Below are 21,200 nucleotides of genomic sequence, written 5' to 3'. Positions count from 1 at the left end.
TGCTCGCCTATGAAAACCCTCGGCCTGATCGGCGGCATGAGCTGGGAATCGACGGCGATCTATTACCGCCTGCTCAACGAGATCGTGCGCGAGCGGCTGGGCGGGCTGCATTCGGCAAAGCTGTTGTTGTGGTCGTTCGATTTCGCCGAGATCGCCGAACGGCAGCATGCGGGCGACTGGGAAGGCGCCGCCGCGCTTTTGGTGGAGGCGGCCCGAAGGTTGGAGGCGGGCGGCGCGGAAGGCCTGGTGATCTGCACCAACACCATGCACAAGCTGGCCGACGCGGTGCAGGCGGCCATCTCGAACCCTCTCATCCATATCGCCGACGCCACCGGACGCGCTGTCGTTGAAGCTGGGGTTAGGCGTCCGGCGCTGCTCGCGACGCGCCTCACCATGGAGCAGGATTTCTACAAAAGCCGTCTCGTAGACAAATACGGCCTCGAGCCCGTGGTGCCGGACCAGGCCGGCCGCGAGATGGTGCACAAGGTGATCTATGACGAGCTCTGCCAGGGCATCGTCAGGCGAGAATCAAAATCCGCCTATCTCGACGAGGTCGGCCGGATGCGCCGCACCGATCAGGTCGACAGCGTCATCATGGGCTGCACCGAGATCACCATGCTGATCGGCCAGGGCGATTTCGACGTTCCGGTGTTCGACACCACACGCATCCATGCCGAGGCCGCGGTCGACTTCGCGCTGTCGTGACCAGCCGCTCGTCTGGTGCGTCTTTTCTAATGTGCCGGCCGCCATCTGGCGTGCCGGTTTTCCTCCGCTAGAATGCCGGCAATTTCAGAACAAGACTTTACGAGGGGGATAAGATGGATTTCGCGTTTCCGTGGCCCGCGAGCCAGGGCGAATGGCTGGCCTGGTCGAGCGCTGTCGTGACCCTGGCGCTCGGCCTATTCCTGTTCCTGGCGCCGGGACTCGCCTTTCGCGTGCTGCGGCTGCAGCCCAGGCCGGAGAAGGCGGCGGCGATCGCCGAGGGGCGCGGCCGCATGTCGGGCTTCTATCTCGGCGTCAGCCTGTGCTGCATCCTTTTGGCGCAGCCGCTGCTCTACATGGCGCTGGGCTTCTCGTGGCTCTTCACCGCTTTCGGCCGCCTGCTGTCGATGATGTCGGACGGCGCCAACACGCCGTTCAACTGGGTTTCGATCGTTGTCGAGCTGGCGCTTGCGGCCCTGCCACTCGCCTTCGCCTTCGGCTTTGTGCCATGAATCCAGCACTTCCGCTGGACTCTGCCGCCTGATGCGACAAAAGTGCCTGAAAACCATGCCGGACGATGCATTGCGGTCTTAAAAAGCCTGTGCTAGACGGCAATCGACTTTCGACCGGGGATAGCGGAAGCCGCACCTCCGTGCTTGGAAAAATGCAGTAAGGTCAAAGATTTAGCCAGAGTTCCCGCTCGCGCCAACAATCTGCGGCCTGTCAGACAAGAGAAAAGACGGTCCGTGGCCCAATCGTCATCGCCAATCTCAGCTGTCGCAGAACGCTACGCAGGCTCGCTGTTCGAGCTTGCTCTGCAGGACAATTCAGTCGCCAAGGTCGAGGCCGACCTCACGAGCTTCGAGGTGATGCTCAACGGCAGCGACGATCTCAAGCGGCTGATCGACAGCCCGGTGTTCTCCAGCGAGGACCAGGCCAAGGCCATCGCGGCCATTGCCGACAAGGCAGGCATAACCGGTCTCGTTGGCAATTTCCTGCGCGTCGTCGCCAGGAACCGTCGCCTGTTCGCGGTGCCCGGCATGATCAAGGCGTTCCGCCAGATCGCCGCCGACCATCGCGGCGAGGCGTCCGCCGAGGTCACCTCGGCGCATGCGCTGACGGCCGCGCAGCAGACTGAACTGAAGGCGACGCTGAAGAGCATCGCCGGCAAGGATGTGGCCATCGCCATGACCGTCGATCCGTCGCTGCTCGGCGGACTGATCGTCAAGATGGGCTCGCGCCAGATCGATACGTCGCTCAAAACCAAACTCAATTCGCTCAAGCTTGCACTGAAAGAGGTCGGCTGATGGACATCCGCGCCGCGGAAATTTCCGCAATTCTGAAAGACCAGATCAAGAATTTCGGCAAGGAGGCCGAGGTCTCCGAAGTCGGTCAGGTTCTGTCCGTCGGTGACGGCATCGCCCGCGTCTACGGCCTCGACAATGTCCAGGCCGGCGAGATGGTCGAGTTCCCGGGCGGCATCCGCGGCATGGCGCTGAACCTCGAAGCCGACAATGTCGGCGTCGTCATCTTCGGCAACGACCGCGACATCAAGGAAGGCGACACCGTCAAGCGCACCGGCGCCATCGTCGACGTTCCGGTCGGTCCGGGCCTGCTTGGCCGCGTCGTCGACGCGCTCGGCAACCCGATCGACGGCAAGGGTCCGATCCAGGCCACCGAGCGCAAGCGCGTCGACGTCAAGGCGCCCGGCATCATCCCGCGCAAGTCGGTGCATGAGCCGATGTCGACCGGCCTCAAGGCCATCGACGCGCTGATCCCGGTCGGCCGCGGCCAGCGTGAGCTGGTCATCGGCGACCGCCAGACCGGCAAGACCGCCATCATCCTCGACACGATGCTGAACCAGAAGTCGGTGCACGACAACGGCCCGGAGAAGGAAAAGCTCTACTGCGTCTACGTCGCCGTCGGCCAGAAGCGCTCGACCGTTGCGCAGTTCGTCAAGGTGCTGGAGGAGCGCGGCGCGCTCGACTACTCCATCATCATCGCCGCCACCGCGTCCGACCCGGCGCCGATGCAGTTCCTGGCGCCGTTCGCCGGCTGCACCATGGGCGAATATTTCCGCGACAACGGCATGCATGCACTCATCAGCTATGACGATCTGTCGAAGCAGGCCGTCGCCTATCGCCAGATGTCGCTCTTGCTGCGCCGTCCGCCGGGCCGCGAAGCCTATCCGGGCGACGTCTTCTACCTGCATTCGCGCCTGCTCGAACGCGCCGCCAAGCTCAACGACGACAACGGCGCCGGCTCGCTGACCGCGCTGCCGGTCATCGAGACGCAGGCCAACGACGTGTCGGCCTACATCCCGACCAACGTGATCTCGATCACCGACGGCCAGATCTTCCTCGAGACCAACCTGTTCTTCCAGGGCATCCGTCCGGCGGTGAATGTCGGCCTGTCGGTGTCGCGCGTCGGCTCCTCGGCGCAGATCAAGGCGATGAAGCAGGTTGCAGGCTCGATCAAGGGCGAACTCGCGCAGTACCGCGAAATGGCGGCCTTCGCGCAGTTCGGCTCGGACCTCGACGCCGCCACGCAGCGCCTCTTGAACCGCGGTTCGCGCCTGACGGAACTCTTGAAGCAGCCGCAGTTCTCGCCGCTGAAGACGGAAGAGCAGGTCGCGGTGATCTTCGCCGGCGTCAACGGCTATCTCGACAAGCTGCCGCTCAACCAGGTCGGCAAGTTCGAGCATGGACTGCTCAGCCACATGCGCTCGGCCGGCAAGGATGTCCTCGACGGCATCCGCAAGGAGAAGGCGCTGTCGGACGATCTGCGCGCCAAGCTGAAGGCGGAAATCGACGCCTTCGCCAAGACCTTCGCTTGAACGAAGCCGGACGCACGGGATCAGGTTTGAAGCATGGCTTCGTTAAAAGACCTTCGTAATCGCATCGCCTCGGTCAAGGCGACGCAGAAGATCACCAAGGCGATGCAGATGGTCGCCGCGGCGAAGCTGCGTCGCGCGCAGGAGGCGGCGGAAGCAGCCAGACCCTATTCCGAGCGCATGGGCGCGGTTCTGGCCAACATCACCCAGGCGATCGGCGGCGGCGGCGATGCCCCGGCGCTGATGACCGGAACCGGCCGGGATGATGTGCATCTGCTCATCGTCTGCACCGCCGAGCGCGGCCTGTGCGGCGGCTTCAACTCGCAGATCGCACGGCTTGCTCGCGATCATATCCGCAGGCTTCTGGCCGACGGCAAGCAGGTCAAGATCATCTGCGTCGGCAAGAAGGGTTACGACATCCTGCGCCGCGACTATGCCTCGCTGATACTCGAGCGCGTTGACCTGCGCGAGGTCAAGGCGCTCGGCTTCGTCAATGCCGACGCTATCGCGCGCAAGGTCATCCACCTCTTCAACGAGGGCGGCTTCGACATCTGCACGCTGTTCTATTCGCAGTTCAAGTCGGTGATCAGCCAGATCCCGACGGCGCAGCAGATCATCCCGGCGGCACAGGCCTCGGCCGCCGCCGCGACAGGCAACGGCGCCACCGCGGTCTATGAATACGAGCCGGAGCCGGGCGAGATCCTCTCCGACCTGATCCCCCGCAACATCGCGGTGCAGATCTTCCGGGCGCTGCTGGAGAACGCGGCCGGCGAGATGGGCGCCAAGATGAGCGCGATGGACAATGCGACGCGCAATGCCGGCGACATGATCAACAGGCTGTCGATCACCTACAACCGCCAGCGGCAGGCGCAGATCACCAAGGAACTGATCGAAATCATTTCGGGCGCCGAGGCGCTCTAGGCGCGCGCGGGCGGGGTCCCAAGACCTCGCAGCGGCGTGAACAACGGATAGACGAAAAGGGCAAAGACGATGGCGAAAGCAGCTACCCCGAAGACCGCAGCCAAGGAGGCATCGGCCCCGAAGGCGGCAAAGGCCCCGGCAGCCGCGAAGGCCGCCGCTCCGGCGAAGAAGGCGGCCGCTCCGGCCAAGGCCGCGGCTTCCGCGGCGAGCGTCGCGGCCAAGCGCGTCGGCGCCGCTGGCAAGGTCCGCCAAGTCATCGGCGCCGTGGTCGACGTCCAGTTCGAAGATCACCTGCCGGCCATTCTGAACGCGCTGGAAACCGACAATGTCGGCAACCGCCTGGTGCTCGAGGTTGCCCAGCATCTCGGCGAGAACACCGTGCGCTGCATTGCCATGGACTCGACCGAAGGTCTGGTCCGCGGGCAGGACGTCTTTGACACCGGCGCGCCGATATCGGTTCCGGTCGGTCCGGGCATGCTCGGCCGCATCATCAACGTCATCGGCGAGCCGGTCGACGAGGAAGGCCCGGTCGACGGCATCGAAATGCGCGCCATCCACCAGCCGGCTCCGGCCTATGTCGACCAGTCGACGGAAGCGCAGATCCTGGTCACCGGCATCAAGGTTCTCGACCTGCTCGCGCCTTACGCCCGCGGCGGCAAGATCGGCCTGTTCGGCGGCGCCGGCGTCGGCAAGACCGTGCTGATCCAGGAACTGATCAACAACGTCGCCAAGGCCCACGGCGGCTTCTCGGTGTTCGCCGGCGTCGGCGAGCGTACCCGCGAAGGCAATGACCTCTATCACGAGTTCATCGAATCGGGCGTCAACAAGAAGGGCGGCGGCCAGGGCTCCAAGGCCGCCCTCGTCTACGGCCAGATGAACGAACCGCCGGGCGCGCGTGCCCGCGTCGGTCTTACCGGTCTGACGGTCGCCGAATATTTCCGCGACCAGGGCCAGGATGTGCTGTTCTTCGTCGACAACATCTTCCGCTTCACCCAGGCGGGCTCGGAAGTGTCGGCGCTGCTCGGCCGCATTCCTTCCGCCGTGGGCTACCAGCCGACGCTGGCCACCGACATGGGCGCGCTGCAAGAGCGCATCACGACGACGACCAAGGGCTCGATCACCTCGGTGCAGGCGATCTACGTGCCGGCCGACGACCTGACCGACCCTGCGCCGGCGACCTCCTTCGCCCACCTCGACGCCACGACCGTGCTCAACCGCGCGATCTCGGAAAAGGGCATCTACCCGGCCGTCGATCCGCTGGATTCCACCTCGCGCATGCTCGACCCGATGGTCGTCGGCGAGGAGCACTACCAGGTCGCCCGCCAGGTGCAGTCGATCCTTCAGCGCTACAAGTCGCTGCAGGACATCATCGCCATCCTGGGCATGGACGAGTTGTCCGAAGAGGACAAGCAGACCGTCGCCCGCGCCCGCAAGATCGAGCGCTTCCTGTCGCAGCCGTTCTTCGTCGCCGAAGTGTTCACCGGTTCGCCGGGCAAGCTGGTCGACCTCGCCGACACCATCAAGGGCTTCAAGGGCCTTTGCGCCGGCGACTACGACCACCTGCCGGAAGCCGCGTTCTATATGGTCGGCGGCATCGACGAAGCGGTCGAGAAGGCGCAGCGCCTGGCGGCTGAAGCGGCATAACTATGGACAGGAAGTTCTGTTGCTCCACCCTGCAAGAGGTGAATGACAGAGCTTCCCTCGCCGTCGTTCTTCGAGACCGACGATGGGATATTGATGATGACCGTCGGGACTGTCGAAACGGAAGACGGTCTTGGGTATTTCGATCAAGCGGTCATGTTCTGTCCCTTCTGTGGGACAGGATTGCAGACTGACAAAAGTATCGCCGGCAAGGTGAAGCAAAATGGCTGAAGCTTTCAAGTTCGAACTGGTCTCGCCGGAGCGGCTGCTCGTTTCCGAGCAGGTCGAGTCCGTCGTCATCCCGGGCGCCGAAGGCGAGATGACGGTGATGGCGCAGCACGCGCCGGTCATGACCACCATCAAGCCCGGCGTCGTCACGGTGAAAGCCGCGGGCGGCAAGGAAGACCGCTATGTCGTGTTCGGCGGTTTCGCCGACATCCTGCCGTCCGGCTGCACGCTGCTGGCCGAATCGGCCGTGCATGTGAACGACATCGACCGCGCGGACCTGGCGCGTCGCATCCAGGACGCCAGGGAAGACGCCGCCGACGCCAAGGACGACGTGGCGCGCAGCCGCGCCGAGCAGTTCCTCGCCCAGCTCACCACGCTGGAAGGCGCGCTGATCCCGGCCTAATTTCGGCTGCAGAGAAGCGATTTAAAGAGCGGGCTTGCCCCGCTTTTTGTTTGCCCCGTTTTTCCCGCCTCCGGCGTAAACGCCGGCGATGAGCTGAAGGCTCCTGAACCTCGACCGCGATAGGCGTCTCGGCCAATCGCCAAGGCATGGGATCTGCCAACGCACACTAACCAACCGGTCAAAACTTCTGTGTTAAGAAACTGGCTAATCGGCCAGCCTGGGCGGCTCGTTGCCAATGCCGAGCGCGGCAAAGGCCAGCTTCGGGCCGCCTTGCTTGAAATGGACGAGGTGGGTGGCAACAAACTCGATCAGCCTCTGTCGTTCCGCGTGACCATTGGCAAAGCCGGCGAGGTCGAACACGGCCTCGGCCATTGTTGCCGTCGGCAGATTCCGGCCGAACAGCTCGCCGAGAGCGGCATCGAGTGGATCGGTGAAATGGGCCTCAGGCAAAGCACCGCCGCGCGCGGCGCATGCCGCGATCCAGGCGGCGACAACCAGCGACAGATGTTCCGGCAGCAGGCCCGCCTCCATCCGGGCAAGCGCGGAAGCGACGATGCGCTGCGGCAATTTCTGGCTGCCGTCATTGGCGATCTGCGCGGTGCGGTGGGCGAGCGCGGTGTTGGAAAAGCGTTGGGCGAGCTCGGCCGTGTAGGGGATCGGGTCGAGCCCGGCATCCTGCGGCAGCGTCGGGATGGCCTCGGCCCAGAGCCGGTCGACGAATTGCCGGATCGACGGGTCGGCAAAGGCGCAGTCGACGGTGGCATGGCCGCTGAGCAGGCCGAGATAGGCGATGCCTGAATGCGCGCCGTTGAGCAGCCTCAGCTTCATATCCTCGAACGGGCCGACATCCTCGACCATGGTGACGCCGAATTTCTCCCACGCCGGCCGTCCGGCCGGGAAACGGTCCTCGACCACCCATTTGCGGAAGGGCTCGGTCATCACCGGCCAGGCATCCTCGACACCGAGCTGTTGGCCGATGCGCGTCCGGTCGGCATCCGTCGTCGCCGGCACGATGCGGTCGACCATGGAAGACGGAAAGGCGACTTCGTCGGCGACATGGCGGCCGAGATCGGCATCGCGCAGTTTCGCGAATTCGATCAGCAGTCGGTGCAGCGTCGCGCCGTTGGCCGGAAGGTTGTCGCAGCAGAGCACCGTGAAAGGCGGCGTGCCGGCAATGCTGCGGCGCGCCAGTGATTCGGTGAGAAAGCCATGCGCCGTCTTCGGCGATCCGGGGTTGGCGAGATCGTGGACGATGTCGGGGTGCGCGCTGTCGAGCGTGCCGTCGGCCGCCCTGAGATAAGCCTTCTCGGTGATGGTCAGCGTCACGATGCGGATGCGCGGGTCGGTCAGTGCGGCGAGCACCGCGCCGGGATACTCCGGAGCGACGAGCAAGGACTGGATCGAACCGATCACCTGCAGCTGTTCGCCGGCGCTGTCCCTGATCGCCAGCGTGTAGAGCCCATCCTGCGGCTGAAGCGCGTCGCGCGTGTCGGGGCTGCGCAGCGAGACGCCGACGATGCCCCAATCGCTCTCGCCGTCCGCCAGGCAGGCGTCGACATAGGCCGCCTGGTGGGCGCGGTGGAAGGCGCCGACGCCAAGATGGACGATGCCGGGCGTGACAGAATTGCAGGCGTAGCGAGGAATAAGGACTTCGGCGGGCAGCTCAGCGATTGTGGCGTTGGACAGGCGACCGTTCATGGGAAGCGAAGTCTCCGATCGGGTTGCCCGCCTGACGCCGGGCGAAAAAGATGGCAGCGACGTAACATCCACTGTCGGCGCGCACAATGGCTGCGTTGCTTTCGAGGGCCGCCATGCAATCGATCGTTTTGCATGTTGACATTGCCTCCGACGGATTCACCGTTAGATCAGGATGGCGTTTAGTTTAATCGCCATTGCGATCTAACTCTTTGTCGGATCATGATCTTTTGCAAAAGCGGGTTCCCGCTTTTTGCGTTCACCGACCCTCGGTTCGAGATCATGCTCCAATGCAATCCGGAGGAGCCAAGTGGCCACATCGACCGATCCCGACTGCTGTTTGCGCCCGAGGCGAATTCGCGCGCACTGGCCCGCGCCCTTTACGCCGGCGTGAAGGACCTGCCCATCGTCAGTCCGCACGGTCATACCGACCCGCGCTGGTATGCGCTCAACGAGCCGTTCCCCGATCCGGCGCAATTGCTGATCGTGCCCGATCATTACATCCTTCGCATGCTGTTCAGCCAGGGCTTGCGGCTGGAAGAGCTCGGCGTGCCGACGCTCGATGGCGCGCCGGGCGAGACCGATGGCCGGATGATCTGGCGGCGCTTCGCCGAGCATTATTATCTCTTCCGCGGCACGCCGACCCGGCTCTGGCTCGACCATGTGTTCGCGCATCTGTTCGGCATCGAGGAGCCGCTCACAGCCGCTTCCGCCGATCGCACCTACGATACGATCGCCACGCTGCTGCAGCGCGACGACTATCGTCCGCGTGCGCTGTTCGAGCGCTTTAACATCGAGGTGATCGCCACGACCGAGGGCGCGCTCGACGATCTCAAATGGCACCGGACGATCCGCGACAGCGGCTGGAACGGCCGCGTCGTCACGGCCTACCGGCCGGACGCGGTAGTCGATCCCGATTTCGAAGGATTCTTGGGCAATCTCGACCGCCTCGGCGACATCACGGGATGCGATACTGGTACATGGACAGGCTATCTCGATGCGCATCGGCAGCGTCGCGCCTATTTCAAGGCGTTCGGAGCAACCTCGTCCGATCATGGCCATCCGACCGCCGAGACCGCCAATCTCTCCGATGCGGCGGCTGAGGAGCTGTTCAACCGTATCCGCCGCGGCTCCGACGACCAGCGCGAGCGGCGGCTGTTCAGGGCGCAGATGTTGACCGAAATGGCCAAGATGAGCCGCGACGACGGCCTTGTGATGCAGATCCATCCCGGATCATGGCGCAATCATTCGCCTGCCGTTTTCCAGAAATTCGGCCGCGACAAGGGTTTCGATATCCCGACGCGGGCCGACTATGTGACGGCGCTGAAGCCGCTGCTCGACTGCGTCGGGCTGGAACGCGACATCACGATCATCCTGTTCACGCTCGACGAGTCGAGCTACGCACGCGAGCTGGCGCCGCTCGCCGGCGTCTATCCGGCGCTGAAGCTGGGGCCGGCCTGGTGGTTTCACGACAGTCCGGAAGGGATGCGCCGCTTTCGCGAGATGACTACCGAGACGGCAGGCTTCTACAACACGGTCGGCTTCAACGACGACACGCGCGCCTTTCCGTCGATCCCGGCGCGCCACGACGTCGCGCGCCGCGTCGACTGCGCCTTCCTGGCGCGGCTGGTCGCCGAGCATCGGCTGCGCGAGGACGAGGCGCATGAGCTGGCGCGCGACCTTGCCTATACGCTTGCCAAGAAGGCGTACCGGCTCTGAGCCTGGCGCCCATGGGTTTGGCATGGAGGAACGTCATGCTTCGAATGGAAATTGGACGATGAGCGATATTTTCTCACACGCAGGCGCAAAAGCCTGGGAACCGACGCCGGACGGCAATCGCCGGCGCGTGCTGGTGCACACAGACGAACTGATGATGGTCGAATTTGCTTTTGAAAAGGGCGGGGTCGGCGCTCTGCATTCGCATCCGCATGTCCAGGCAAGCTATGTCGCCGAGGGCCGCTTCGAGGTCACCATCGACGGCCGATCGGAAATCCTCGAGACCGGAAGCAGCTTCATCGTGCCTTCCAATCTCGTGCATGGCGTCAAGGCGCTGGAGGCCGGGCGCCTGGTCGACAGCTTCGCGCCTTACCGCGCCGATTTCCTCGGCTGAGTATCCGCTTCTCAAAGGAAAAGCCCGCGCCGTATAAAGCGCGGGCTTGTTGCCTGGGCGCTGGTTGCGCCGCCGCGGTACTCAAACATTGCCGCAGAAGTGCAAAGGTGCCGCAGCATGGTGAAGATAAGCTTAACGGCGACCGACTGCCGGCAGGTTGGGAAAACTCAGCGCTGCTGCAGCGCGAGCCGTATGCCGAGGGCGCAATAGATGCCGCCGACCACCTTGCCTTGCCATTTCAGCACTGCCGGATTGCGGCGCAGGAAGGAACCCAGTCCGCCCGCGCTGACCGCGAAGACGACAGTGCTGAAGAGACCGAGCAGGATGAAGATGATGCCCAGCACCATCAGTTGCAGCACCACGAAACCGCCTTGCGGGTGGACGAATTGCGGCAGGAAGGCGAGGAAGAACAGAGCCGTCTTCGGGTTGAGCACTTCGGTCAGGATCGCCTGCCGGAAGGCTTTTCGCGCCGAGATCGGTAGCGTCCTGCCCGCCAGATTGGCCGGCGCCTTTTCGAGAATGGCGCGGATGCCGAGATAAACGAGATAGGCAGCGCCGATATATTTGACGATGCTGAACAGCATCGCCGAGGCGGCGATGATGGCCGAGATGCCGACAATGGCCATGATGGTGTGGATGACATCACCCGCCGCGACACCGGCGCCGGTAGCGATGCCGACCTTCGTGCCCGAGCTCGTCGCGCGCGCCACGGTGAGCAGCGTCGCCGGTCCCGGAATGAAGACGAAGCCGAACACGACCGCGATGTAGGTGATGAGCGTGGCGGGGTCGATCATGCGAAGGTTCCTTTTGCGGTTGCTGCCGGCATGGATGCATCGAACCATAGCAGCCGGGGCTCTCCAGCCAGTGTGCCAGCCATGGCTTTTCGATGCGACATTGGCGCGAGGCGACAGGGCTACCCGCAAAGCGCGGTTGTGGCCGGGTCGCGGCTGCGCTACTCCAAGGCATCACGCGGTGAATCACTTGTCTGCTCTTCGCATCTTCCCGAAAACGACTTCCTGTCCGGTGTCTGCCTGATGCCGGCACAGGCAGCGAGCATCCGGGCCGAGGATCCCAAGCGTCGCGTGCTGAAGGATGTGTTCGGCTACGACGATTTCCGTCCCGGGCAGGCGACCGTGATCGAGGCGCTGTTCTCCGGACGCCATGTGCTGGCGGTCATGCCGACGGGCGCCGGCAAGTCGCTCTGCTATCAGGTTCCGGCGCTGGTCAAGGGCGGGCTCACCATCGTGGTGTCGCCGCTGGTGGCGCTGATGCAGGATCAGGTCGCCGCCTTGCGCCTTGCCGGCGTGGCTGCCGACACGATCAACTCCTCGCTCGATCGCGAGGCCAATGTCGCGGCCTGGCGCCGCGTGGCATCCGGGCAGACGCGGCTGCTCTATCTGGCGCCGGAGCGGCTGATGACGGAGCGTATGCTGGATGCGCTGTCGCGGCTCGATGTCAGCCTGATCGCCATCGACGAGGCGCATTGCATCTCGCAATGGGGCCCGGCCTTCCGCCGCGAATATGAGGACCTGTCGCAGCTGCGCGGCGTGTTTCCGCACGTGCCGATCATTGCGCTGACGGCGACGGCGGACGAGGCGACGCGCGGCGACATCGAGGCACGGCTGTTTGCCGGACGCGCCGAAACGCTGGTGCTGGGTTTCGACCGGCCCAACATCAAGCTGGCGATCGAGACCAAGCAGGACAGCAAGCGCCAGCTGCTGCGCTTCGTCGAGCGGCACCCCGGCAAAAGCGGCATCATCTACTGCCTGTCGCGGCGCAAGACCGAGGAAATGGCGGCCTTCCTGGAGAAGAACGGCGTGCGCGCGCTCGCCTATCATGCCGGCATGAGCAAGGAGGCGCGGGAAGCGAACCAGAATGCCTTCATGAGCCTGTCGGGCGTCGTCATGGTGGCGACCATCGCCTTCGGCATGGGCATCGACAAGCCCGACCTCGCCTATGTCTTCCACACCGACCTGCCGGGCAGCCTGGAGGCCTATTACCAGGAGATCGGCCGCGCCGGGCGCGACGGACGGCCGGCCGAAGCGCATATGCTCTACGGCGCCGGCGACATCCGCACGCGCCGGATGTTCATCGACGAGGAGGATACCTCGCCCGAGCACAAGAGACGGGCGCATCGCCGGCTCGACACGCTGATCGGCTATTGCGAGACGGCGCAGTGCCGACGCCAGGTGCTGCTCGGCTATTTCGGCGAGGAGGCGAAGGCCTGCGGCAATTGCGACAACTGTCTTAACCAGGCGCCGCGCGCCGACGGCAGCGCCGAGGCGCGCATCATCCTTGCGGCCGTGGCGCAGAGTGGCGAGCGCTTCGGAGCCGCCCACGTCATCGACATCCTGCTCGGCCACGAGACCGAGAAGGTGCTGGCGAGAGGCCATCAGAAGATCGCCAGCTTCAGGACCGGCATCATGCACAGGAAGCCGGTCTGGCTGTCGCTGGTCCGGCAGCTGGTCGCCGGCGGCTTCCTGGTGCCGGATCCGGACGGCCATGGCGGCCTCGCCATCTCGGAAAGCGGCCGCGCGCTCGGGCGTGGCGAGGTTGCCTTCGAGTATCGCGTCGAGGGCCGGGACCGTCTTGCGCGCGGCCGGAAGCGTGCCGCGCAAGGCTTGGCCGTGGATGGCGAGGGCGTCGATGCATCGCTTCTGGCGACGCTCAAGACGCTGCGGCTGCGGCTCGCCAAGGAACGCCAGGTGCCGGCCTATGTGGTGTTCTCCGACCGCACGCTGATCGACATGGCCGAGCGCCGCCCGCAAGACCTCGACGAGTTCGCCGAGGTGAACGGCGTGGGCGCCGCCAAGCTGAAGGAGTTCGGGGAAGTGTTTTTGACTGCGATCGCGGCGCATCAGGCCGATGGATCGGACTGAAGCTTCATCGCGGGATCGTGCGGCGCTCCGCCTCCGATCAATCTCGACCGGGCTCAGTAGGCTTTGAGCTTACCCGCCCAGCGATCCCTCCCTGCCCAATAGGGGCATTTCGGACAGACGCCGCCTTCAGGATAGTCGGTTCCTTCCTCATGCGGACAACCTAGAATTCCGTCGACCATCACCACGGAATGGACGTCTTGCTCCCACAAGAACGCCGCGATTTCGGCGAAGATCATGTCATCCTTGCGCAGATCGCCCGTTTCGCCGAACCAGCGACGCAGCTCGGTCACCTCAGAGTCCTGGTACGGAAGTATCGCGACCGCCACCTTGGTGGCGCGGCTGTCATCGGGACCATAGAAGGCAACGGTGCCAACAGGGTAGCTTCGCACACTTTCTTGGCTTTCTTCTCGATCCACTTTCTTGCCCGTTGCTCCGGTTTCATGTTTGCTCGCTCAGTTGTGAATCGACAGGATGTCGGCGGTCGTAAGAGACAGGGTCAGCAAACAAAGGATGGATCAACACCATGGTCCAAGGCAAGCGGTGGGTCCACAGGGCCCCAAGGCCCGCGGCAGTCAGCCAGCGAGAGAAACAGGTGATTGTCACGGCATGCGAGAAGTTCATTCAGGACGTCCTCAAACCCAGGTACCTGTCCGAGATACGACCGACGAAATGGAATTACACAGTCGACATCCGGGGCGCATGGGCGGGCGGGCGGTAACGCTTCATCCAGCGGTTTCGGTCGGGCTGGAGCAAAATCGCGGCGAGGAGGAGTTCGACGCGCCTTTCGCCAGGCTGGACTGCATCGGACCAGACAGATTCGACATCTATTGGATGCGGCATACGGGCAAATGGTGGCTGTTGCATGCGAATGTGACGCTCGCCGAGGCGCTCCATATCCTCGAAGCCGATGAACTCCTGCACCCGGTTTAGCAATGAGCGAATACCAATATTACGAATTCCAGGCGGTCGATCGTCCTCTTGGCAACGCGGATCGACAGGTGCTTCGCGGCCTGTCTTCGCGGGCGCGGATCACCGCCACCAGCTTCACCAATTCCTACGAGTGGGGAGACTTCAGGGGCGATCCGGACGAGCTTATGGCGCGCTGGTTCGATCTTCATCTCTATTTCGCCAACTGGGGTTCCCGCCGCCTGATGATCAAGCTGCCGGCTCGGTTGGTCGATCGGGACCGCATAGGCAGCTTCCTCGCGGCGACCGACGACGTCATGCTCAAAGACGCCGGCGAGAACGTCATCATAAGCATCTCACGCGACGAGGAGGAGCACGAATATCTGGACGATGAGGACTCGAGTTGGCTCGCCGCCTTGGCGCCATTGCGAGCCGACTTGCTCGCAGGCGATCTTCGGCTTTTCTATCTCACCTGGTTGATGGCTGTCGAAGCGGACGCCGTTGAACCCGATGCGCCGGAGCCGATGCCGGGAATCGGGCCGCTGTCCGAGGCGCTCGAAGCCTTTGCCGAATTCTTCGGCATCGATCATGGTCTGGTCCAGGCGGCGGCCGAGCGAAGCGCGGAAACGGCGCCCGCCGGCCCGGAGCCGGAAATGGCCCGACGGGTGGTCGCGGCGATGAACGACGCTGAGAAGACCAGTCTGCTCATGCGGGTTTTCAACGGCGAGCCCAATCTATCCGCCGAGTTGCGGGCCACGATACGGGCGCGTTTGGAACCCGAAACGACAATCTCGCCTGGCGCTTTGCGCACATCAGCGGATCTGCGGGCACGGGCCGAAGAAATTCGCCTTGCCCGCAAGCGCGCCGAGGCGGAGGCGGCGGAAGCGCAGCGGCGATTGCTGGCGGAAGCGGCCGAGAAGGCCCGCGATGTCCGGATCGATGCGCTTCGTCAGCGGGGCGAGAACGTCTGGGCAGAGGTCGAGACCGAGATCATGCGACGCAATCCAGCCGGTTACGACAAGGCGGCGGCGCTTCTTTCCGATCTGTCGGTGCTTGCCGAAAGAGGGGGCAGTACCGAGGAATTTCGCCACCGGCTTCAAGCGATCCGGGAACGTCACGCCGGCAAGGGGCGCTTCATCGAACGTGTGACGTTGCTGGGATAGGCGTGCCCGGGGGCCGGTCAACGCCAAAGGCAGACCTTGACGTCCCTCCCGATATAGCAGGCGCCTTCGCAGCGAAGCTCTCCCCAATCGCCCACCTCGCCGTGCGTCTCGCGAATATCCCCGTTGGCATAGCCTGCCCAAGAATCTCCGTCCTTGTAGACAACGGCCCAGTAATCCTTGGACATCTCGCCAGCCCCGCTATGCGTGTCGGGATAGTCGATGCCGGCGAAAACCTGCTTGGGGCCCTGGATGTTGAAATCGCCGCCCTGCTCGATCTGATAGGAGCATTTTCCGGATATGCGGGTCTCGCCGTGAACGACGAGCAGGCAGCGGCCCCATTTGTAACCGCTCGGCAGACGATGCTGTGCTGCATACGAAGGCGAGAGGGAAAACGCAATTGCCAGGGCGGCCACGATGGTTCGCACAGTCATCCTATCACCCATCGTGAAACAGCCGACTGGATTCGGCCCAGGGCGTGTGTCGAAAATGGTCCTCCGCGGGATGGTTCCACTAGAGACCCTCTTATTTGTCCTGGAATTGTCCCCCAGAGCCGGTTCGATCGGATTGACGCATGTCAAAGCGCATTTTGATTGAAGAGGTAATCTTAATGTGAAGAACATGGAAGCCGCATTGTGCTTGAACGAGTTTGGCAAATTCCGGCCCACGTTTGCGGGATAGATTAGTTCCAAGATGGCGTTCGCCGAGGCTCGGAAAGGGTTGATTGTGGATCGGAAAGGCATCCGACCAAGGCTTGGCCGTTCCATGAAGCGCCCGTCAGGATTTGGCGGTTCGCGTTGGCTGGCCGTCTGCCTCGCGTTGCTGATGGCGTTCTCCACGGTCCTTTCCAGCCATGCCAATTCGGCCGCGGCTTCGTTTGGCGCCCAATGGGCAGCAGAGCATAATCATGGCTCCGCGGCGATCCGACATGATGGTTCCGCCCCGTGCAAGGATTTCGGCCATGCGCGCCATCAAGGCACATGCGGCATCTCGGCTTCAGGCTGCTCATTCTGCGTCCCGGTTGACGTCCATCTCTTCGTCGCGATTTCGGGAAGCCACCCCGTCGCGACGGCGCCGCCTTTCGTATCCTCTCCAAGTGACGTGCCTGTCGGGCTGCGCCCTCCAAAGCTCGTCGTGACCGCCTGAGCGCACGCGCGCCCTGGCGTTCGTGCGCTTCGCCGCCGGTCAATCCGGCCCTCGAGTCACGAACATGAGAGCTTTGCAATGCAATCCATATCCCGTCGCCAGTTCCTGGCATCCACGGTGGCTGCCGGCGCCGCGGGCGTCGTCCTGCCGCTGATCAATCCCCGCGCTGTACAGGCGGCCTCCCCGAGCATCATCCGGGCAGATACCCGCATCATCGAGGTGGCCGGCCGTGCCGCCAAAGTCTTCGGTCTCGTCCAGCCCGACGGCACCCCTGGGCTTGTCACCTCGGCCGCCAATGACTTCCAGGTCCGGCTCGAAAATAGGCTGCACGCGCCGACCTTGATCCATTGGCACGGCCTGACGCCGCCGTTCGGACAGGACGGCGTGCCCGACCTGCCGCAACCGTTGCTGCAGCCGGGCCAGTCCTATGATTACAGCTTCCCCGTCACGACGCCGGGCACGCATTGGATGCATGCCCACACGCTGCAGGAACAGCAGCTGCTTGCCGCGCCCCTGATCGTCACAGACCCTGCGGAGGCAGGCGCGGACGAGCAGCCCTTGGTGGTGCTGTTTCACGACTTCAGCTTCAAAACGCCTGAGGAATTGCTGGCCGGGCTGACCGGATCAGCGCCTGCATCGGGAAACGGCGGCATGGCCGGGCACTCGATGTCGGGCATGTCAGGCATGGACATGCAGGGCATGTCGGACGGGCAAGGCATGTCGGACGGGCAAGGCATGGCCATGCCGATGGACGTCAACGACATCCAATACGACGCCTACCTGGCGAACGACCGGACGCTGGACGATCCACAGCTGTTTGCTGTCGAACGCAACGGCACGGTCCGGCTGCGGCTCATCAACGGCGCGACCGCAACGGCATTCTGGGTCGACACCGGGTCGATCGAGGGCGAGGCAATCGCTGTCGACGGGAATGCCGTCACGCCAGTGCGCGGTCGCCGCTTTCCGCTCGCCATGGGCCAGCGCCTCGACATCCGGCTGCGTATTCCGGACGAGGCGGGAGCCTGGCCGATCCTGGCGCTGCGTGAGGGCAGTGTCGAGCGCACTGGTTTCGTGCTGGCGACCAGGGGCGGCGCGGTAAAGCGCATCGCGCCGGTTGGCGACCAGGCGACAGCCGCGTTCGACCTCGCATTCGAGTCCAGCCTCGTCGCCGCCAAGCCTCTGGCCTTGAGATCGGCGAACCGGAACCAGGCCGTCGAGATTGGCGGCACCATGCAGGGCTACTCCTGGACGCTCAACGGCAGGACATGGGGCAACCATCAGCCGATCGCCGTGCGAAAGGGTGAGCGCATCGAACTCGTCCTGCGCAACGCAAGTATAATGGGCCATCCCATGCACCTCCACGGCCATCATTTCCAGGTTGTCGCCATCGACGGCCGCCGCTTCGCGGGGGCTGTCCGCGACACCGTCTGGCTGCCGCCGATGCGCGAGGTGACGGTGGCGTTCGATGCTGCCAACCCAGGGACATGGGCGTTCCACTGCCATCACCTCTACCACATGGCGACCGGCATGATGACCGTCGTCGACTACGCCGCCTAACCGATTTCAAGGATAGGACCATGAGACGGAACGATATGAATACCCTCTTCAGGACCCTGGCGATCGGAGCAGTCCTCGCATTCTCGGCGCCCGTTCTCGCGAACGATGCGCATCATCCGGCTGGCAGCCGAGACTCCTCGCCGCCCCCTGCCGCGACGGAGAATGCGGAGGACGGAGGCACTGGCTCGGGGATGCCCATGATGATGGGCAACTTGTCCAACACCATGATGCCGAACGGCATGATGAAGATGATGATGGCGATGATGGCGGGCGGCGACACTCCTATGGGTCAGATGATGTCGCCCGACCATGTCGAGGGGCGGATCGCCTTCCTCTCGACCGAACTGAAACTCACCAAGGCCCAGCGGCCCCTGTGGGACGCCGTCGCCGAGGCGCTGCGGGCAAACGCTCACTCGGCCAAGGACATGATGGCGAAAATGCCGGCCGGTATGATGGGCGGGGATACCGGCCCCGAAACGCCAGTGGAGCGGATCGAGGTTCAGGAGCGAATGCTGTCGACGCGGCTCGAGGGACTGAGGCGGCTCAAGGTCGCTTTGGAGCCCTTCTACGCGTCGCTGGACGATGCCCAGAAGGCGGTGGCCGACAAGCTGCTCGCGCCGGCCCCGATGGGCATGATGTGAGACATGAAGGGGCCGTTGCACCAGACCGCGAGGGCCCCCGCGATCGACGCGAGATCTCCAGGTGAGACCATGAAGACGAAGCGGAGCGTCCGCGCGGAAGAGCTGCTGCTTTTGCAGCGCGAAACCTTCGACTACTTCCTGGGCGAGGTGAATCCCGCCAACGGCCTCATCCGCGACAAGACCGCCGCCGATTGGCCGGCCAGCATAGCGGCGACGGGTCTCGCTCTCACCTGCTATCCGGTCGCCGTCGAGCGCGGATACATGACCCGGCAAGAAGCCGTCGCGCGGACCCTGGCTACGCTCCGCTTCTTCCACACGAGTCCCCAGGGGCCGGAGCCCGACGCGACCGGCTATCGTGGGCTCTACTATCATTTCCTCGACATGCAGACAGGACGGCGCGCCTCGCAGTGCGAGCTGTCCACGATCGACAGCGCCCTCCTGTTGGCAGGCGCCCTGTCGGCGGCCGCGTATTTCGGTGAAGAGACCGCCGACGAGCAGGAAATCCGCACGCTTGCCGATGCGCTATATCGCCGTGCCGACTGGCAGTGGGCACAGAACCAGGGCGCAACGGTGACGCATGGCTGGACCCCGGAAAACGGGTTCATCAAATACCGCTGGGAGGGCTATGACGAGGCCCTCCTGCTTTACATTCTGGCGCTCGGCTCACCGACCTTTCCGCTTCCCGAGAGCAGCTACGCCGCCTGGACGTCGACCTATCGCTGGGAAAGCTGCTACGGCTACGAATATCTCTATGCGGGGCCGTTGTTCACGCATCAGCTGTCGCATGTCTGGATCGACTTTCGCGGGATACAGGACGCGTTCATGCGCGGGAAGGGCATCGACTATTTCGAGAACAGCCGGCGGGCGACCTATCTCCAGCAATGCTATGCCATCATGAATCCGCGTAAGTTCGAAGGTTACCGCGAATGCTGCTGGGGGATCACCGCAAGCGAGGGACCTGGTCCGGCCACTCTCAAACTCAATGGTGTCCAGCGGGAGTTCTACGATTATGTCGGCCGCGGCGTTCCCTATGGACCGGATGACGGCACGCTCGCTCCATGGGCGGTCGCCGCCTCATTGCCGTTCGCTCCGGAGATCGTGTTGGAGGCGCTCGACTTCTGCATCCATCAGGCGAAGCTGAAGGAGTTCAACAGATACGGCTTCAAGGCGGCCTTCAATCCCACCCACCCGGGCGAGCCTGGCAATCCGTACGGGTGGTGGGTGTCGCCCTGGCACTTCGGCATCAACCAGGGCCCCATCGTGCTGATGATCGAGAACCACCTGAGCGACACGGTTTGGCGCTTGATGCGCGGTTGCCCTTACATCCTCACCGGATTGCGCCGCGCCGGGTTCAACGGCGGCTGGCTGAACGATGCGAATCCTGGCTGAACTGATTGCTTTGGTCCCCGCGAGTGGGTCGATCGATTTGACGCACATCAAAGCGCATCTGAATCGAAGGGGCGATCATGCCCATGGTGAATAGCTCGGAAGCCTTGCTGTGCTTGAACAATCTTGTCACATCTGGCAGCGACGCCATCGGACTGCAAGCGGCCCCTTCGGTGCGATCATGCTTGCGTTCGGGCTTGCCCTTTTCCTGTTGCTGACGCCTTCGGGCTCGGCGCAAGCGCACGAGTTCGGCGCATCACCAGACTTCTCGTCAGCCAAGGTCGTCCAGTCGGTTGCCGATGGCAAGGCCGATCGGCAGGCCTCGGCGGCCTCTCTGTCGGCATCAACCCTGGACGAGTCGGGTTGCCATGACGGCCATTGCGGCCTGTGCATGGGTGGACATTGTTTCGGTTGTTCGGCAGTTGCTCTGGCAGCTGGTCCTGATCTCGCCTCCGCAGCTGAGCCTGGCGCCCCAGCTTTCCCCGACCAATCGGGTTTCGCGCTGACCAGGCCTGACGAAGCCTTTCGGCCCCCTCGTTCCGTTCTCTGACGCCCTGCTCGGCGGGCAAATTCCACGCCTGCCGAACAGGATCGCTCTTTTGTGCCGGGCCTACGCTGGCTTCGGTCGCGAATGTATTTCGAGGAGAAAACTCATGAACATGCGGACAGAAGCCGCGATCCCTGACCACCCGTCTGGTGGCCTGGCCGAGGCGCGCGAGTCACTCACCCTCCGCATTGGAGGAATGAACTGCGCCCACTGCCCGCCAACGATCGAAACAGCCATTCGGGCCGTCAAAGGGGTGCAGACCGCCTCAGTCAATCTCGCCACCCAGACGGCGATGGTCAGCTACGATCCTGCCCAGGCAAAGGTCGCCGAAATCCTGCGCGCCATCCGCTCCGTCGGCTACGCCGCCGGTACGGCGACGATGCGCATTCCGATCAAGAACATGCATTGCACCTCATGCGCCACACGTGTCGAGCTGGCGCTGAAG

At 63.9% G+C, this 21,200-nt stretch carries 22 protein-coding genes and 1 pseudogene; 19 read left to right on the top strand and 4 right to left on the bottom strand.

The genetic code is table 11. The features are described 5' to 3' along the window. Positions 1-9: 9 nt before the first annotated feature. The 8 genes and pseudogenes from EOA24_RS01070 (at position 10) to EOA24_RS01035 (ending at position 6,728) form a co-directional block, all read left to right on the top strand. Positions 10-705 carry an aspartate/glutamate racemase family protein gene (locus EOA24_RS01070; protein WP_126080577.1) on the top strand — a complete coding sequence of 232 codons (696 nt, stop codon included), beginning with the start codon at positions 10-12 and terminating at the stop codon, positions 703-705. Between the two features lie 113 nt (positions 706-818). Further along, complete coding sequence (locus tag EOA24_RS01065) at positions 819-1,214, top strand: DUF4345 family protein (RefSeq protein WP_042645646.1); 396 nt, start codon at positions 819-821, stop codon at positions 1,212-1,214. 234 nt (positions 1,215-1,448) lie between these two features. Beyond that, positions 1,449-2,009: a F0F1 ATP synthase subunit delta gene (locus EOA24_RS01060; protein ID WP_126080578.1), complete on the top strand. Its 561-nt coding sequence runs from the start codon at positions 1,449-1,451 to the stop codon at positions 2,007-2,009. Continuing rightward, on the top strand, positions 2,009-3,538 hold the full coding sequence (atpA, locus tag EOA24_RS01055; protein ID WP_126080579.1) for a F0F1 ATP synthase subunit alpha: 1,530 nt from the start codon (positions 2,009-2,011) through the stop codon (positions 3,536-3,538). The genes EOA24_RS01060 and atpA overlap by 1 nt, the downstream gene beginning before the upstream one ends. Positions 3,539-3,571: 33 nt before the next feature. Next, on the top strand, positions 3,572-4,456 hold the full coding sequence (locus tag EOA24_RS01050; protein WP_126080580.1) for a F0F1 ATP synthase subunit gamma: 885 nt from the start codon (positions 3,572-3,574) through the stop codon (positions 4,454-4,456). Positions 4,457-4,525: 69 nt separating this feature from the next. Continuing rightward, a complete protein-coding gene (gene atpD / locus EOA24_RS01045) occupies positions 4,526-6,100 on the top strand; it encodes a F0F1 ATP synthase subunit beta (protein ID WP_126080581.1) in 1,575 nt (524 codons plus the stop codon). Positions 6,101-6,102: 2 nt separating this feature from the next. Beyond that, positions 6,103-6,328: pseudogene (locus EOA24_RS01040) on the top strand (hypothetical protein). Next, complete coding sequence (locus EOA24_RS01035) at positions 6,321-6,728, top strand: F0F1 ATP synthase subunit epsilon (RefSeq protein WP_126080583.1); 408 nt, start codon at positions 6,321-6,323, stop codon at positions 6,726-6,728. Before EOA24_RS01040 ends, EOA24_RS01035 begins: the two are co-directional and overlap by 8 nt. Positions 6,729-6,932: 204 nt before the next feature. Here the strand turns inward: EOA24_RS01035 and EOA24_RS01030 are convergent, their stop codons facing one another. Beyond that, positions 6,933-8,426 carry a mannitol dehydrogenase family protein gene (locus EOA24_RS01030; RefSeq protein ID WP_127409487.1) on the bottom strand — a complete coding sequence of 498 codons (1,494 nt, stop codon included), beginning with the start codon at positions 8,424-8,426 and terminating at the stop codon, positions 6,933-6,935. On the opposite strand from EOA24_RS01030, the gene EOA24_RS42350 reads away from it, so the two are divergent. The 3 genes from EOA24_RS42350 (at position 8,425) to EOA24_RS01020 (ending at position 10,533) form a co-directional block, all read left to right on the top strand. Further along, complete coding sequence (locus EOA24_RS42350; RefSeq protein WP_210213570.1) at positions 8,425-8,565, top strand: hypothetical protein; 141 nt, start codon at positions 8,425-8,427, stop codon at positions 8,563-8,565. The genes EOA24_RS01030 and EOA24_RS42350 overlap by 2 nt on opposite strands. A 140-nt stretch (positions 8,566-8,705) precedes the next feature. Next, positions 8,706-10,142: a glucuronate isomerase gene (gene uxaC, locus EOA24_RS01025; RefSeq protein WP_126080585.1), complete on the top strand. Its 1,437-nt coding sequence runs from the start codon at positions 8,706-8,708 to the stop codon at positions 10,140-10,142. Between the two features lie 58 nt (positions 10,143-10,200). Next, complete coding sequence (locus EOA24_RS01020) at positions 10,201-10,533, top strand: cupin domain-containing protein (protein ID WP_126080586.1); 333 nt, start codon at positions 10,201-10,203, stop codon at positions 10,531-10,533. Positions 10,534-10,700: 167 nt separating this feature from the next. Here the strand turns inward: EOA24_RS01020 and EOA24_RS01015 are convergent, their stop codons facing one another. After that, positions 10,701-11,327 (bottom strand): LysE family translocator, encoded by a 627-nt coding sequence (locus tag EOA24_RS01015; RefSeq protein WP_126080587.1) that lies wholly within the window; start codon positions 11,325-11,327, stop codon positions 10,701-10,703. Positions 11,328-11,567: 240 nt separating this feature from the next. Between EOA24_RS01015 and recQ the strand changes: the two genes are divergently transcribed. Then, entirely contained in the window at positions 11,568-13,412 is a 1,845-nt protein-coding gene (gene recQ, locus EOA24_RS01010; protein WP_126080588.1) for a DNA helicase RecQ, read from the top strand. Positions 13,413-13,465: 53 nt separating this feature from the next. On the opposite strand, the gene EOA24_RS01005 is transcribed toward recQ, so the two are convergent. Further along, positions 13,466-13,828 carry a hypothetical protein gene (locus tag EOA24_RS01005; RefSeq protein WP_126080589.1) on the bottom strand — a complete coding sequence of 121 codons (363 nt, stop codon included), beginning with the start codon at positions 13,826-13,828 and terminating at the stop codon, positions 13,466-13,468. Between the two features lie 253 nt (positions 13,829-14,081). On the opposite strand from EOA24_RS01005, the gene EOA24_RS42740 reads away from it, so the two are divergent. Together EOA24_RS42740 and EOA24_RS00995 are read left to right on the top strand one after the other, a co-directional pair. After that, the gene (locus EOA24_RS42740; RefSeq protein WP_245467322.1) at positions 14,082-14,342 is read left to right on the top strand and encodes a hypothetical protein; all 261 of its coding nucleotides are present in this window, start codon (positions 14,082-14,084) and stop codon (positions 14,340-14,342) included. A 2-nt stretch (positions 14,343-14,344) separates the two neighbouring features. Next, positions 14,345-15,481, top strand: coding sequence for a hypothetical protein (locus EOA24_RS00995; protein WP_126080590.1), 1,137 nt, complete (start codon positions 14,345-14,347; stop codon positions 15,479-15,481). Between the two features lie 17 nt (positions 15,482-15,498). Here EOA24_RS00995 and EOA24_RS00990 read toward each other — a convergent pair whose 3' ends face one another. After that, positions 15,499-15,894: a hypothetical protein gene (locus EOA24_RS00990; RefSeq protein ID WP_126080591.1), complete on the bottom strand. Its 396-nt coding sequence runs from the start codon at positions 15,892-15,894 to the stop codon at positions 15,499-15,501. Between the two features lie 277 nt (positions 15,895-16,171). Here EOA24_RS00990 and EOA24_RS00985 point away from each other — a divergent pair, with 277 nt between their 5' ends. From EOA24_RS00985 to EOA24_RS00965, 5 genes are all read left to right on the top strand, one after another. Further along, on the top strand, positions 16,172-16,624 hold the full coding sequence (locus EOA24_RS00985; RefSeq protein ID WP_126080592.1) for a hypothetical protein: 453 nt from the start codon (positions 16,172-16,174) through the stop codon (positions 16,622-16,624). A gap of 78 nt (positions 16,625-16,702) precedes the next feature. After that, the gene (locus EOA24_RS00980; RefSeq protein WP_126080593.1) at positions 16,703-18,181 is read left to right on the top strand and encodes a multicopper oxidase family protein; all 1,479 of its coding nucleotides are present in this window, start codon (positions 16,703-16,705) and stop codon (positions 18,179-18,181) included. 197 nt (positions 18,182-18,378) lie between these two features. Next, entirely contained in the window at positions 18,379-18,822 is a 444-nt protein-coding gene (locus tag EOA24_RS41345) for a Spy/CpxP family protein refolding chaperone (protein ID WP_189341864.1), read from the top strand. Between the two features lie 69 nt (positions 18,823-18,891). Further along, on the top strand, positions 18,892-20,211 hold the full coding sequence (locus tag EOA24_RS00970) for a glucoamylase family protein (protein ID WP_127255240.1): 1,320 nt from the start codon (positions 18,892-18,894) through the stop codon (positions 20,209-20,211). Between the two features lie 650 nt (positions 20,212-20,861). Beyond that, positions 20,862-21,200: heavy metal-associated domain-containing protein (locus tag EOA24_RS00965; protein ID WP_133374449.1), on the top strand; the 339-nt coding region annotated here is incomplete at its 3' end.

This window comes from Mesorhizobium sp. M2A.F.Ca.ET.039.01.1.1, from assembly GCF_003998035.1.
In the GTDB taxonomy this organism is placed as follows: domain Bacteria; phylum Pseudomonadota; class Alphaproteobacteria; order Rhizobiales; family Rhizobiaceae; genus Mesorhizobium.
This window is presented reverse-complemented; position numbering and strand designations above follow the sequence as displayed.

What these genes read in the sequence shown, in the direction of transcription:
- EOA24_RS01070 (WP_126080577.1), top strand. Translation starts at nt 10, where the DNA reads ATGAAAACCCTCGGCCTGATCGGCGGCATGAGCTGGGAATCGACGGCG.
- EOA24_RS01065 (WP_042645646.1), top strand. Translation starts at nt 819, where the DNA reads ATGGATTTCGCGTTTCCGTGGCCCGCGAGCCAGGGCGAATGGCTGGCC.
- atpA (WP_126080579.1), top strand. Translation starts at nt 2,009, where the DNA reads ATGGACATCCGCGCCGCGGAAATTTCCGCAATTCTGAAAGACCAGATC.
- EOA24_RS01050 (WP_126080580.1), top strand. Translation starts at nt 3,572, where the DNA reads ATGGCTTCGTTAAAAGACCTTCGTAATCGCATCGCCTCGGTCAAGGCG.
- atpD (WP_126080581.1), top strand. Translation starts at nt 4,526, where the DNA reads ATGGCGAAAGCAGCTACCCCGAAGACCGCAGCCAAGGAGGCATCGGCC.
- EOA24_RS01035 (WP_126080583.1), top strand. Translation starts at nt 6,321, where the DNA reads ATGGCTGAAGCTTTCAAGTTCGAACTGGTCTCGCCGGAGCGGCTGCTC.
- EOA24_RS42350 (WP_210213570.1), top strand. Translation starts at nt 8,425, where the DNA reads ATGGGAAGCGAAGTCTCCGATCGGGTTGCCCGCCTGACGCCGGGCGAA.
- EOA24_RS01030 (WP_127409487.1), bottom strand. Translation starts at nt 8,426, where the DNA reads ATGAACGGTCGCCTGTCCAACGCCACAATCGCTGAGCTGCCCGCCGAA.
- uxaC (WP_126080585.1), top strand. Translation starts at nt 8,706, where the DNA reads ATGCTCCAATGCAATCCGGAGGAGCCAAGTGGCCACATCGACCGATCC.
- EOA24_RS01020 (WP_126080586.1), top strand. Translation starts at nt 10,201, where the DNA reads ATGAGCGATATTTTCTCACACGCAGGCGCAAAAGCCTGGGAACCGACG.
- EOA24_RS01015 (WP_126080587.1), bottom strand. Translation starts at nt 11,327, where the DNA reads ATGATCGACCCCGCCACGCTCATCACCTACATCGCGGTCGTGTTCGGC.
- recQ (WP_126080588.1), top strand. Translation starts at nt 11,568, where the DNA reads ATGCCGGCACAGGCAGCGAGCATCCGGGCCGAGGATCCCAAGCGTCGC.
- EOA24_RS42740 (WP_245467322.1), top strand. Translation starts at nt 14,082, where the DNA reads ATGGAATTACACAGTCGACATCCGGGGCGCATGGGCGGGCGGGCGGTA.
- EOA24_RS00995 (WP_126080590.1), top strand. Translation starts at nt 14,345, where the DNA reads ATGAGCGAATACCAATATTACGAATTCCAGGCGGTCGATCGTCCTCTT.
- EOA24_RS00985 (WP_126080592.1), top strand. Translation starts at nt 16,172, where the DNA reads ATGGCGTTCGCCGAGGCTCGGAAAGGGTTGATTGTGGATCGGAAAGGC.
- EOA24_RS00980 (WP_126080593.1), top strand. Translation starts at nt 16,703, where the DNA reads ATGCAATCCATATCCCGTCGCCAGTTCCTGGCATCCACGGTGGCTGCC.
- EOA24_RS41345 (WP_189341864.1), top strand. Translation starts at nt 18,379, where the DNA reads ATGATGATGGGCAACTTGTCCAACACCATGATGCCGAACGGCATGATG.
- EOA24_RS00970 (WP_127255240.1), top strand. Translation starts at nt 18,892, where the DNA reads ATGAAGACGAAGCGGAGCGTCCGCGCGGAAGAGCTGCTGCTTTTGCAG.